This window comes from Aurantimonas aggregata, from assembly GCF_010500835.1.
GTDB lineage: Bacteria > Pseudomonadota > Alphaproteobacteria > Rhizobiales > Rhizobiaceae > Aurantimonas > Aurantimonas aggregata.
On the sequence record NZ_JAAAMJ010000003.1, the window covers coordinates 157,450 to 170,965 of the forward strand.

General features: G+C 70.3%; 8 protein-coding genes. 6 read left to right on the forward strand and 2 right to left on the reverse strand.

Features of this window, described 5'->3' with window-relative positions; all coding sequences use genetic code 11:
* Positions 1-9: 9 nt before the first annotated feature.
* The 6 genes from tsaE to trxA all read left to right on the forward strand — a co-directional run bounded on the left by tsaE (position 10) and on the right by trxA (position 11,616).
* A complete protein-coding gene (gene tsaE, locus GTW51_RS06955) occupies positions 10-1,542 on the forward strand; it encodes a tRNA (adenosine(37)-N6)-threonylcarbamoyltransferase complex ATPase subunit type 1 TsaE (protein ID WP_163043174.1) in 1,533 nt (510 codons plus the stop codon).
* 21 nt (positions 1,543-1,563) lie between these two features.
* On the forward strand, positions 1,564-2,307 hold the full coding sequence (locus tag GTW51_RS06960; RefSeq protein WP_163043175.1) for a nucleotidyltransferase family protein: 744 nt from the start codon (positions 1,564-1,566) through the stop codon (positions 2,305-2,307).
* A gap of 234 nt (positions 2,308-2,541) precedes the next feature.
* On the forward strand, positions 2,542-4,398 hold the full coding sequence (locus GTW51_RS06965; protein WP_163043176.1) for a PAS domain-containing sensor histidine kinase: 1,857 nt from the start codon (positions 2,542-2,544) through the stop codon (positions 4,396-4,398).
* 55 nt (positions 4,399-4,453) lie between these two features.
* On the forward strand, positions 4,454-7,564 hold the full coding sequence (gene addB, locus GTW51_RS06970; RefSeq protein WP_163043177.1) for a double-strand break repair protein AddB: 3,111 nt from the start codon (positions 4,454-4,456) through the stop codon (positions 7,562-7,564).
* Positions 7,561-11,244, forward strand: coding sequence for a double-strand break repair helicase AddA (gene addA / locus GTW51_RS06975; RefSeq protein ID WP_163043178.1), 3,684 nt, complete (start codon positions 7,561-7,563; stop codon positions 11,242-11,244). The genes addB and addA overlap by 4 nt, the downstream gene beginning before the upstream one ends.
* Positions 11,245-11,298: 54 nt before the next feature.
* Positions 11,299-11,616 carry a thioredoxin gene (trxA, locus tag GTW51_RS06980; RefSeq protein WP_163043179.1) on the forward strand — a complete coding sequence of 106 codons (318 nt, stop codon included), beginning with the start codon at positions 11,299-11,301 and terminating at the stop codon, positions 11,614-11,616.
* 101 nt (positions 11,617-11,717) lie between these two features.
* On the opposite strand, the gene GTW51_RS06985 is transcribed toward trxA, so the two are convergent.
* Together GTW51_RS06985 and GTW51_RS06990 are read right to left on the reverse strand one after the other, a co-directional pair.
* Positions 11,718-12,116, reverse strand: a complete 399-nt coding sequence (locus GTW51_RS06985) for a (R)-mandelonitrile lyase (RefSeq protein WP_163043180.1) — start codon at positions 12,114-12,116, stop codon at positions 11,718-11,720.
* Between the two features lie 52 nt (positions 12,117-12,168).
* Complete coding sequence (locus tag GTW51_RS06990) at positions 12,169-13,503, reverse strand: bifunctional folylpolyglutamate synthase/dihydrofolate synthase (protein ID WP_163043181.1); 1,335 nt, start codon at positions 13,501-13,503, stop codon at positions 12,169-12,171.
* Positions 13,504-13,516: the final 13 nt, after the last annotated feature.

The following is a 13,516-nucleotide window of genomic DNA, read 5'->3' on the forward strand; positions in this document are numbered from 1 at the left end:
AGAGAACCGATGATCGCAGCCGACCCGCTGGAAGAGATCGCCCGCCTCGAGCTCGCTGATGCCGCGGCCACCGAACGGCTCGGCGCGGATCTCGCGATGATGCTCCGGGCTGGCGACATCGTGGCGCTCTGCGGCGATCTCGGCGCCGGCAAGTCGACGCTGGCCCGCGCCGCGATCCGGCATCTGGCCGGGGAACCGTCGCTCGAGGTGCCCTCGCCGACCTACACGCTGGTCCAGGTCTACGATACCCAGCCGAACGTGGCGCATTTCGATCTCTACCGCATCGGCGGCGACGACGAGCTCGACGAACTCGGCTTCGACGAGATGGTGGAGGCCGGGGTCGCGCTGATCGAATGGCCGCAAAACGCGCCGCGCGTGCTTGGCGAGGCGAGCCTCGTCGTTACCCTCGACATGGCCGCGGGCGGCGGGCGCGTCGCGGCTCTTGCCGGACGCGGGCCGGCGGCGGAGCGGGTGCGCCGTACGCTGTCGATCCGGTCGTTCCTCGCCGGCGCCGGCCTCGGCGAGGCCGAACGCCGGCGCTTCTTCGGCGATGCCTCCACCCGGCGCTACGAGACCGTTCACGCCGGCACGGCCGAACCGCTGATCCTCATGGACGCGCCGCACCAGCCAGACGGACCGCCGGTCCGCGACGGATTGCCCTACAGCCGCATCGCCCATCTCGCCGAGGACGTCGTGCCGTTCGTCGCCATCGCCGATGCGCTGACCGCGGCGGGCTTCGCCGCGCCCGCGATCCACCAAGCCGATCTCGACCACGGACTGCTGCTGATCGAGCATCTCGGCGACGATACGCTGCTCGACGACGCCGGAAGACCATCGCCGGAGCGCTACGAAGCGGCGGTCCTCTGCCTTGCCGACCTGCACGAAGCGGCATGGCCCGCAGACCTGCCCGTCGCCGGCGGCGAAGTCTACACGGTGCCACCATTCGACCCCGGCGCCATGGCGATCGAGGTCGATCTCCTGCCGGACTGGTATCTGCCGCGTGCCAAGGGCCGCACTGCCACCGCCGAGGAGCGGGCGATCTTCGCCGGGATCTGGGCGGATCTGTTCGCCGAAGTGCGCGCCACGGAAACCAGCCTCGTCCTGCGCGACTTCCATTCGCCGAACGTCATCTGGCGTCCGCGCGAGACGGGGCGGCGGCGGATCGGGCTGATCGACTTCCAGGATGCGGTGATCGGCCCGTCGGCCTACGACGTCGCGGCGCTCGCCCAGGATGCGCGCGTCGACGTGCCGGCCGCGCTCGAGGCCCGCCTGCGCGAGGCCTATGTCGCGCGGCGAACGGCCGGCGATCCCCGTTTCGACGCGGCCGCCTTCGAGCGCGCCTATGCGATCATGGCGGCCCAGCGCGCCTCGAAAGTGCTCGGAATCTTCGTCCGGCTTCTGGAACGCGACGGCAAGCCGCAATATCTGCGTCACATACCACGGATTAAGACCTATCTCGGCCGGACGCTCGGCCATCCCTCGCTGGCATCGCTGAAAGCGCTCTATGCCGCCTGGGGTGTCCTCGACGACGAGGCCCCCTGAACTCACGACATGCGACGGACGATGACGATCTTGAAATCCCCGACCTACAAGCCGACCACCGCGATGGTCCTCGCCGCCGGCCTCGGCAAGCGGATGCGGCCGATCACCTCGACAATCCCCAAGCCGCTGGTCGAGGTGCGCGGCCGGGCGCTGATCGACTACGGGCTCGACGCGCTGGCGCGCAACGGCGTCACAAGGGTGGTGGTCAACGTTCACTACCTGCCCGACCTGATGAAGGCACATCTGCGCCGACGCAAGGACATGGAGATCGTGATCTCCGACGAGCGCAACCTGCTGCTCGACAGCGGCGGCGGCATCGTCAAGGCGCTGCCGGAACTCGGCACCGAACCGTTCTACGTGATCAACTCCGACACGTTCTGGATCGACGGCTATCGCGACAATCTCGATCTCATGGCCGATCTCTGGGATCCGGCGAAGATGGATGTCAGCCTGCTGATCGCCGAGATGCGGCAGGCGACGGGCTACGACGGCCGCGGCGATTTCGCCATGGACCCGGAAGGCCGGCTCGCCCGGGTCGCCGAGCGCGACATGTCGCCGTTCATCTATGCCGGCGCGGCGATCATCAAGCCGTCGGTGTTCGCCGGCATGCAGCCGGAGAAATTCTCGCTGAACCGCATCTTCGACCACGCAATCGACGCCGGACGGCTCTACGGCGTGCGGCTGGGCGGCTTGTGGATCACCGTCGGTACCCCCGCCGCCCTCGTCGAGGCAGAAGAGGCCTTCCAATCCAGCGCGGCGGCCTGAGCCGTCGGCCGTCAGTCCTTTCGGAAAGCCGCGGTATTGGTTTGCCGGCGGTGTTCTTGGCCTCTTCCCATCCCTTGACGACGAGGCCGGGTGTGCCGAGATAACCATCCACTCGGCAAGTTGCGATGCTTCGTGATGCCCACGATCAGCGACGGTGCCGAGCGCATCCAGGCCACCAGACGCTGTGATTCCCGCCGCGTTCTCGCCATCGAGCTGAGCCAAAGGGCATGAGATTTGGCTGATCAGACGATGGCCGTCACCGCCTCTCCGTCAACGCTCCGCTTCCTCGAGGGCACCGGCGACATTCGCCGGTTGATGCGCGAGCGTGACTGGTCGACATCGCCGCTCGGCGAGCCGCAGACATGGCCGCAGGCGCTGCGCCTGACGATCGCCCTGATGCTGGATTCCGGCCTTCCGATGTTCGTCGCCTGGGGTCCGGGCCTCGGCTTTCTCTACAACGACGCCTATTCGCGGCTTCTCGGCAACAAGCATCCGTCCGGACTGGGCGAGCGATTCCAGGCCGTCTGGCCGGAAATCTGGACCGACATCGAACCGCTGATCGACAAGGCGCTCGCCGGCGAAGCCACGATGTTCGAGAACTGGCCGCTCGTCGTCAACCGGCATGGCTATGACGAGACGGCGTATTTCACCTTCTCCTACTCGCCGGTCCGGGACGAGAACGGCACCACTCGCGGCATGCTGTGCGGGGTCGCCGAAACCACGCGCCAGGTCGAGGTCGAACGCCAGCTGCGCGAGAGCGAGGCGCGCTTTCGCAGCATGGCCGACAGCGCCCCGGTCATGATCTGGGTCACCGGCCCCGACGGATATTGCAGCTATCTCAACAGGCCCTGGTACGAATATACGGGGCAGACCGAAGTCGAGGGCGAGGGATATGGCTGGCTTAATGCCACGCATCCCGACGATCGCGAGGAGGCCGAACAGGCGTTTCATACGGCCAACGCGGCGCATCTGCCGTTCCGCGTCGAGTACCGGCTGCGGCGGCGCGACGGCGCCTATCGCTGGGCCATCGACGCCGCTCGGCCGCGCTTCGGCGAGGACGGCAGCTATCTGGGCTATGTCGGCTCCGTCATCGACATCCACGAGCGGCGCGAGGCAGAGATCGCGCTTCGCGAAAGCGAGGACAATTACCGCCACGTGGTCGAGCTCAACCCCCAGACCACCTGGACGGCCGGATCGGACGGCTGGATCGATCGGGTGGCGGAACGCTGGCGGGAATGGACGGGAAGCAGCGGAATGGGCGAGGCCTGGGGCGAGGCGCTTCACCCGGAGGACGTCGAGCCGTCGCTCGTCGCCTGGAAGCAGTCGCTGTCGACCGGCGAGCCCTACGATGTCGAGCACCGCGCCCGGATGGTGTCGGGCCGCTATCGGTGGATGCACTCGCGTGCCTATCCGCGGCGCGACGCCGAGGGGCAGATCGTCCGGTGGTACGGCTCGACGGAGGACATCCACGAGCGCAAGACCGGCGAAGAGCATCTGCATCTGATGATCAACGAGCTGAACCATCGGGTGAAGAACTCCCTCGCCACGGTTCAGGCCATCGCGTCCCAGACCTTTCGCAACCCGGCATCCTACGAACGGGCCCGCGACGATTTCTCCCATCGCCTGCTCGCCCTCGCACAAGCCCATGACGTCCTCACCGAGACGAGCTGGACCGGCGCGACGCTGCAGGCGGTGGTCGACCGCGCGCTGGCGGCGCATCGCGGCGCCGAGGGCGACGGCCAGATCACCGCCAACGGCCCGCCAGTCAACCTGACGCCGAAGACCGCCCTGGCGCTCTCGATGGCGCTGCACGAACTGTGCACCAACGCCTCGAAATATGGCGCGCTTTCGGTCGAGGACGCCCGGGTGGCGATCGACTGGACCGAAGAGGGACAGCCGTCGGACCGGCGGCTGCGGATGACCTGGCGCGAGATCGGCGGACCGACGGTCACCGCGCCGACGCGCAAGGGGTTCGGCACGCGGCTGATCGAGAAGAGCCTGGCCGGCGAGCTCGACGGCGCGGTGGCGCTGTCCTTCGAGCCCGACGGCGTCGTCTGCCGGATCGACGTGCCGTCCGCCGGCGCCGCGTAGCGTCGCTGCCACGCCGGCCGATGCGAATCGCGCAAGGCCCCTGTAGACTCGGGCGATGAGCGCCAACATCCTGTCGATCCCGCCCGGCCGGCCCTTCCTGCCGACCCTCGCGGACAGCCTGCTGGCCGGACGCATCGTCCCGTCCTTTGCCTACCAGGGCGATCCGCTGGCGCTGGCGGACGTCACCATCTACGTCCCGACGCGCCGCGCCGCGCGGGCGCTGGCCGGGGAATTTTCCCGGGCGCTCGGCAAGGGCAGCGCGATCCTGCCGGCGATCCGGCCGATCGGCGAGAGCGACGCGGCCGATCTCTTCGCCGCGCCGCAGGACCGGCCGACCCTGCTGCCGGTGATGGACGAGCTGACGCGGCGGCTGCATCTTGCCCGGCTGGCGCGGCACTGGCGCACGGCAACCGCCATCAGCGAGCGCGAGGCGCTCGGCCTGGAGGCGCCGGTGCTGCCGGCCTCGGCGGCGGATGCGCTTTGGCTGGCGGGCGATCTCGGCACGCTGCTCGACGAGGTCGAGACCGAAGCCGCGTCGCTGTCCGGCATCGCGGCGCTGGCGCCGGACGACCTTGCGGACTGGTGGCGCCTGACGCTGCAATTCCTGGCGATCGTCACCGAGCACTGGCCGGCGCTGCTGGCGAGCCAAGGCCGCGTCAGCGAGGCGGCGGCGCGCAACGCCTGGCTGCGCGGCGAGGCCGAGCGGCTGCGGCAGGGCGGAGCGCGCGGGCCGGTCATCCTTGCCGGCTCCACCGCCACGGCCCCGGCGACGCTGGAGCTGATGCATGCCATCGCCCATCTCGAACAGGGCGCGCTGGTGCTGCCCGGCCTCGACCGGCATCTGCCGCCGACGGCCTTCGACGCGATCGCCCGCGATGCCTCGATCGCCGCGCCCGGCCATCCGCAATACGGCCTGAAAGCCATCCTCGACCGCTTCGCCCGCACGCCGGACAGCGTCGACCATCTCGGCGACGGCGAGGACCCGGCGCTGGCGGCGCGCGAGGCCTTCGTCGCCGACGCGCTGCGCCCGGCGGAGACGACCGACGCCTGGGCGGAAGGCAGCCTCAAGCACGGGCCGGCGGCGCTCGACGGGATGGCGCTGATCGAGGCGGAGGACGAGCGCGAGGAGGCGATGGCGATCGCCTGCGCCATGCGGGACGCGCTGGCCGACCCCGCGGCCACGACGGCACTCATCACGCCGGACCGCAATCTCGCCCGCCGCGTCGTCTCGGAGCTGTCGCGCTTCGGCATCGCCGCCAATGATTCCGCCGGCCGGCCGCTCTCGGCGACGGCGCCGGGCACGCTGGCGGCAACGGCCATCGAAGTGGCGCTGAAGCCGGGCGACCCGATCGCGCTCGTCGCGCTGCTCAAGCATCCGCTGACCCGGCTCGGCATGGCGCCGGGCGACGCGCGGCGGGCGGCGCGCGCCATCGAGTTGATCGCGCTGCGCGGTTCGGTCGGCGTCGCCGATGGCGCCAAGCTCGCGGCGATCCAGGCGGCGAGGCGCAAGACGCTGGAAGAGCATCCCTACCGGGCTGCCCGCCCGGTAAGGGAGGTGAGCGCCGCCGAACGCGATCTCGCGGACACAATGGCGGTGCGTCTGGAAGAAGCGCTGGCGCCGCTGGTGACGCTGCGGTCCGCAACCGGCGAGATCGCCGACTATGCGCTGGCGATGACGCACTGCCTTGAGGCGCTGGCCCGCTCGCCGTCGGGCAGCGCCGAGGAGCTCTATGCCGGTGAGGCAGGGCAGACACTGACCGGCTTCCTCTCCGGCCTCGTCCAGGCGCCGCGGACCGGCTTCGACTTCGCCGCCGCCGAACTGCCGGACGTGGTGGCGGCGCTGATGGCCGGCGAGACGGTGCGGCCACGCGGCGGCCTGTCGGCGCGGGCCTTCGTCTGGGGCACGCTGGAGGCGCGGCTGCAGCATGTGGACGTCGCCGTGCTCGGCGGCCTCAACGAGGGTACGTGGCCGGCGGGCGCCCGCTCCGGCGCGTTTCTCTCCCGGGTGATGCGCCGCGAGATCGCGCTCGATCCGCCGGAGCGGCGGATCGGCCTTTCCGCCCACGATTTCTGGATGGCGATGGGCACGAGACGGGTGATCCTGTCGCGCGCGCGGCGCGCCGGTGGCGCCCCGGCGATCGCCTCGCGCTGGCTGCAGCGGCTCACGACGCTCGCCGGCACGGAGGGCGCCGCGCGGCTCGTCCGCGAGGGCGAGACCTTCCTCGCCCATGCGCGCGACCTCGACCATGCCGAGATCGCGCCGCGCGTGGGCCGGCCGACACCGCGCCCGCCTTTGGCCGATCGCCCGACCAGGTACCGCATCACCGATGTCGAGACGCTGATCCGCGACCCCTATGCCATCCATGCCCGCGACATCTTGCGGCTGGAGCGACTGCCGGAGCTGATGCGCGACCCGCACGCGGCCGAGCGCGGCAATCTCTTTCACGAGATCCTCGGCCGGTACGTGATCGAGGGACACGATCCGGAGGCGGAGGACGCCGTCGCCGATCTCCTCGCCATCGCCCGCGAGGCCTTCGCCGAGGAGGCGCTGCCGCCGGACATCCACGCCGTCTGGTGGCCGCGCATGGAGACGCTGGCGACCAACTACATCGTCTGGGAGCGCGGGCGCGGGGCCGGGGTCGCCGAGCGCCACGCCGAGATTTCCGGCGCGCAGGAACTGCCGGGACTTTCGACGACCCTGACCGGCCGCGCCGACCGCATCGACCGCATGCGGGACGGCTCGACCGAGATCATCGACTTCAAGACCGGCACGACGCCCTCGCTGTCGCAGGCCCGCGCGTTGCTCGCGCCGCAATTGCCGCTGGAGGGCGCCATGGCCAAGCGCGGCGCCTTCGGGGAGGCGGCGACGGCGACCCGCATCGCCGACCTCGTCTATGTGCGGCTGCGCGAGCGCAAGCTTTCCGAGGACCGATTGGGCAACGATAACACCAAGAAGGGCGAGCCGATCGATGCCGACGCGCTGAGCGAGGAGGCATTCGCCAAGCTGCTCGGCCTCGCCGCCGCCTATCGCCAGGAGACGACGCCCTTCACCTCGCGGGTGCGGCCGTTCCTCGCCGGCGACATGTCCGGCACCTACGACCACCTGGCGCGGGCGCAGGAATGGGCGATCGGCATGGACGATGCCGGCGAGGAGGGCACGTCATGACCAGTTTCGTCGGGATCGAGCAGACCCTCGCCACCCAGGCGCGCGCCGCCAACCCAACGCTGTCGGTGTTCGTGTCGGCCAATGCCGGCTCCGGCAAGACGCATGTGCTGACCGAGCGCGTGGTGCGGCTGCTGCTGTCCGGGGTCGAGCCGGCGCGCATCCTCTGCCTGACCTACACCAAGGCGGCGGCGGCGGAGATGTCGAACCGGGTCTTCGGGCGGCTCGCCCGCTGGGCGACGGCGGCGCCAGACGTGCTGGAGAAGGAGATCGCCCTGCTCGACGGCAGCCGCCCGGACGCGGCGCGGGTCGCCGCGGCCCGCCGGCTGTTCGCCGAGGCGCTGGAGACGCCGGGTGGGCTGAAGATCCAGACCATCCACGCCTTCTGCGAGGCGATCCTCCACCAGTTCCCGCTCGAGGCGAACGTTCCCGGCCATTTCGAGGTGCTGGACGAGACCGAGAGCGCGGCACTGCTCGGCGAGGCGCGACGCCGGCTGATCACCGGCGCCAGCGCCACGCTGGCCAAGGACGATGCGGCAAGGCTCCTCGCCGGGGCCTTCGCCACGGCGCTGTCGCTGGCCGGGGAATGGGGCCTCGACCAGCTGATCGACGAGATCGTCCGCAAGCGCGACGCGATCCGCCGGCATGTCGACGAGGCCGGCGGCCTTGCCGAGGCGATCGATCTGCTGCGCCGGGCGCTGGGCGTTCCCGCCAACGCGGACGAGGCGTCGATCCTCGCTGACGCCTGGCCGGCCCCGGGGTTCGACCCGGAATTCTGCCGCAGCGTGCTGGCGGTGGCCGTGACCAGCACGAAGAAGACCGACATCGACCTTACCGCCGGCCTCACCGCCCTGCTCGACCCGCCGGCCGGGGGCGAAATCCAGGCTGCCCGCTATCAAGCGCTCCGGGCGCTGTGCCTCAGGAAGGACGGGGTGCCCTGCAAGCCGGGTAGCGTCGCGACGAAACACGTCACGGACTTCTTCGAGGATTTCGCCGAGCGGCTGGAGTTGCTCGCCGGCCACCTCCTCGCCATCGAGGACCGCCTCGCCTCCCTCCGCCTGTTCGAGGCGAGCCGCGCCGCGCTCGTGCTCGCCGACCGGCTGGAGCGCGACTATGCGCTGCTGAAGCGCCGCCGCGGCCGGCTGGATTTCGAGGATCTGATCGTGCGGACGGCCGATCTCCTCACCCGCTCGGAGGCGGCTTCCTGGGTGCACTACAAGCTCGACCAGGGCATCGACCACGTGCTGATCGACGAGGCGCAGGATACCAGCCCGCGGCAGTGGCAGGTGATGCGCCAGCTGGTCGACGAGTTCTTCGCCGGCGCGGGGGCGCGCAACGCCGTGCGCACCGTCTTCGCGGTCGGCGACGAGAAGCAGTCGATCTATTCCTTCCAGGGCGCCTCGCCGCGCATGTTCGGCGAGGAGCGCCGCGCGATGGAACGCCGCGCCCGGGACGCCGGGGCGGATTTCGAGGCAGTGCGTCTCACCCAGTCCTTCCGCACCGCGGCGCCGGTGCTGGCGGCGGTCGACAAGGTGTTCGCCGATCCGCTGAACCGGCAGGGCGTCGCCTTCGACGACGAGGCGCCGACGCATCACACGGCACGCGGCGACGCGCCGGGCCTCGTCGAGATCTGGCCGGCCTATGTCGCCGAGCCGCAGCCGGAATCGCGCGACTGGTTGCAGCCGCTCGACCACGAGCCGGCGAACTCGCCCGCCAATCGCCTGGCCCGCCGGATCGCGGCCCAGATCGGCGCCTGGCAGGGCGACACGATCATCCACAAGGGCGCCCCGAAAAAGCTGTCGCCGGGCGATTTCATCGTGCTGGTGCGCAAGCGCTCGGGCTTCGTCGCGGCCATGGCCAAGGCGTTGCGCGATGAGAAGATCGCGGTGGCCGGCGCCGACCGGCTGGTGATCACCGACCACATCGCCGTCAAGGATCTGATGGCGCTCGGCCGGACGGTGGCGAATTTCGAGGACGATTTGTCGCTCGCCGAGGTGCTGAAATCGCCGCTGTTCGACTTCTCCGACGACGAGCTGATGGCGCTCGCTTTGTCGCGCGAGGAGCGGGAGCCGCTGTCGCTGGGCCTGCGGCGCCTCGCCGGTCCCGACGGCCTCGTGCGGCTGCCGGAATTCGTCCCTGACGACACGGCCGCAGCATTCCTCGCCAAGGCGCGCGAAGCGCTCGTCCGGCTCGATGCCCTGCGCGACCGCGCGGGCTTCGAGACGATCTTCGCCTTCTACGCCCGCATCCTCGGGCCCGAGGGCGGACGCCGGCGCCTGACCGCCCGGCTGGGCTCGGATGCCAGCGAGGTCATCGACGCGTTTCTCGACCTCGCGCTTTCAGAAGAAGAGGCCGGGATGCCGGGGCTCGACGCATTCCTCTCGCGCCTCGCCTCGGCGCCGCCGGTGCTCAAGCGCGAGATGGACCAGGGCCGCGGCGCCGTGCGGATCATGACCACCCACGCGGCCAAGGGGCTGGAGGCGCCGGTGGTGTTCCTCGTCGATCCGGGCTCGGCGCCCTTCGTCCACGCTCACGGATCACGGCTGATGGCGTGGGGGACCATGCCGGGGCTGCGGCCTGGCCAGGCGCCGGGCTTCCTCTGGCGTGCCGCCAAGGAGCTCGAGAACGGCATCGTTGCCGAACTGAAGGAAACCGAGAAGCAGCTCGCCGAGGAGGAATATCGGCGGCTCCTCTATGTCGGCATGACCCGCGCCGCCGACCGGCTGGTGATCTGCGGCACCGCCGGCACGCGGGGGCCCAACGAAGCGGCCTGGCTGCCGCGCGTGCAGGCGGCGCTGGAAGCCGATTGCCGGCCGGTCGAGGACGCCGACGGCAGTGTCGTCGCCTGGCGCTTCGGCGACGAGGGGCAGGCAGCCGGCGCGGGGCCGGAGGCGGCATCAACGGAGGCGGCTCCCGCACTGCCCAGGCCGCTCGATCTGTCGCCGCTGCCGGCCGAGATCCTGCCGCCACGGCCGCTGTCGCCCTCCTCTGCCGGCGCGGCCACCGAGATCGAGCCTGCCGAGGTCGCCGAGACCATCAGTGCCGCGTATGTCTCGCCGGTTCTGGGCGCCGGCGAAACGCCGTCGCTGGCCATCCGCCGCGGCCTGATCGTCCACCGCCTGCTGCAGGTCCTGCCGGAGCTGGACGCCGGCGAGCGCGAAGCCGCAGCCGAGCGATTCGTCGCCGCGAGCGCCGACGACATGGGCGTGGCCGAGCAGAGCCGGCTTGTCGCCTCGGCGCTCGCCGTGCTGGAGACGCCGGACTTCGCCCCGATCTTCGCGTCGGGCAGCCGCGCCGAGGTCTCGGTCGTCGGCGAAATCCGCCTCGCCGGCCGCGCCTTCCGGGTCAACGGCACGATCGACCGGCTGGCGGTGACGCCGGAAGCGGTGCTGATCGTCGACTACAAGACCAACCGGCCGCCGCCGGCGAACCTCGCCGCGGTGGCGCCAGCCTATGTGCTGCAGCTGGCGCTCTACCGGGAAATCCTGAAGCCACTCTATCCGGACAGGCCGATCCTGGCGGCACTGCTGTTCACCGAGGCGCCGCGGCTGATCCCGCTCGACGAGGCGACGATGGACGCGGCGATCGCGCGGCGGTCCTCGGCAGATGTCGCCGAGCGCGGCGATCCGGCGGTCGTCGCCGCAGGGTCGACGGAACGTCAACCGAACGCGTCCGTCGCTTGATTTGCCGCGGCCCGACTTCTACCTAGGAAGAGAACTCGTTTGAGGAGCCGCCCGATGGCCACGAAGAAGATCGACACCAACAATTTCAAGACCGACGTTCTCGAGAACGCCAAGCCGGTCGTCGTGGATTTCTGGGCGGAGTGGTGCGGCCCCTGCAAGATGATCGCGCCGGCGCTGGAGGAAATCTCCAACGAGATGACGAATATCGACGTCGTGAAGGTCAATATCGACGAGAACCCGGACATCGCCGCGACGTTCGGCGTGCGCTCGATTCCGACGCTGATGCTGTTCAAGGACGGCAAGCCGGCCGCGGTGCAGGTCGGCGCGCAGTCGAAGTCGAAGCTGGTCGACTGGATCAAGGGCGCCGCCTGAGCGCCTTCGACCACCGAGACCGTTTCACATGAATCAGAAAGCCCGGGGCCAGCGCTCCGGGCTTTCTGCGTCAGGGCTCGTGAAAGGTTAGACTTCCCGTTTCAGGCGCCGAGATAGTCCGCGTCGCCGACCGGCTCGAGCCATTCGACGGCGGCCCCGTCCTGCGCTTCCTGCATGGCGAGGTGGCTCATCAGCGTGTCGGGGCCTGCGCCATGCCAGTGCTTCTCGCCCGGCGGGATCCACACGACGTCGCCGGCACCGATCGTCTGGATCGGCTCGCCGAAGGTCTGGAAGCGCCCGGTCCCGGAAGTGACGTACAGCGTCTGGCCGAGCGGGTGGGTGTGCCAAACGGTGCGCGCACCCGGCTCGAAGGTCACCAGGGTCGCGCGCAGCCGCGCCGGCTCGGGCGCCTCGACGATCGGGTCCTGCCAGACGGTGCCGGTGAAATAGCTCGCTGGCGCTCGCTTCGTCGGCACCGATCCGCGACGGATGATCTGCATCTTTGGCTTCCCTCTTCCGGTTGATCGTTCAAGATCGGCCGGGGCGGCGCCCTCAGGCCGGTGCGAGACCACTCTGCGCCAGCACCTCGCCGACCAGATAGAGCGATCCGCAGATCAGGAAGCGGGGCGTCGGCTCGCTTTGCCAGTTGGTCGAGACGAGCTGGATCGCTTCCTCGACGCTGTCGCAGGGCTCGGCGTCGAGGCCCGCCTCGATCGCCGCGTCGGCCAGATCGTCCGGGTCGATGCCGGCATCCGATGAATTCACCGGCACGGTGAAGACATGCCGGGCCATGCCGGCGAAGGACGCGAAGAAGCCGACCGGATCCTTGGTGTTGATCATCCCGACGATCAGGAACAGCGGCCGCTGCACCCGGTCTTCCATGTCCGCCAGGGTCTCGGCGATGGCGGCGCCGGCGCCGGGATTGTGGCCGCCGTCGAGCCAGATCTCGGCGCCCGGCACGGCGGCGCGCCAGAGCGGACCGGTGGCGATCTGCTGCATGCGTCCCGGCCACTCGACGCTGGCCATGCCCGCCTCGATCGCCGCATCGCTCGGCGAAAACCCGGCATGGCGCAGCGCCGCGATCGCCGTCGCGGCGTTGGTCAGCTGGTGCCGGCCGGAAAGCCGCGGCATCGGCAGGTCGAGAAGGCCGGTGTCGTCCTGGTAGACGAGGCGTCCATGCTCGGCGAAGGCGAAGAAATCCTGGCCATAGGTGATCAGCGGTGCGCCGACGCGGTCGGCCATCGAGGTCAGCACCTCCAACGCCACTTCCTCGCCCTGCTGGCCGACGATCACCGGGACGCCCCGCTTGATGATCCCACCCTTCTCCGCCGCGATCAGCTCGACGCGGTCGCCGAGATAGGACTGGTGGTCGAGCGAGATCGAGGTGATGACGCTGGCCGCCGGCCGATCGATGACGTTGGTGGCGTCGAACCGGCCGCCGAGCCCGACCTCGACGATCGCGACGTCCGCGGGCTGTTCGGAGAACAGGAGGAACGTCACCGCCGTCAGGATCTCGAAGACGGTGATCGGCTGGCCGGCGTTCGCCGCCGCTGCCCGCCGCACGGCATCGGCCAGCATCGCGTCATCGACGAGCGCGCCCCGTTGGCCCGGACGGCCCAGCCGGTAGCGCTCATGCCAGTTGACGAGATGCGGCGAGGTGTGGACGTGGGCGGCGCGGCCGTCGGCCTCCAGGATCGCCTGGGAGAAGGCGGTCACGGATCCCTTGCCGTTGGTGCCGGCGACATGGATCACCGGCGGCAACGCATGCTGCGGCTCCCCGAGCGCGGTGAGCAGCCGGCGGATGCGCTCCAGCGACAGATCGAACCCCTTCGGATGCTTGTGCATCAGGGCCTCGATCTCCGCGGTGGCGAGAGAGGTCGTGGTCATCGCGGACAGTTAC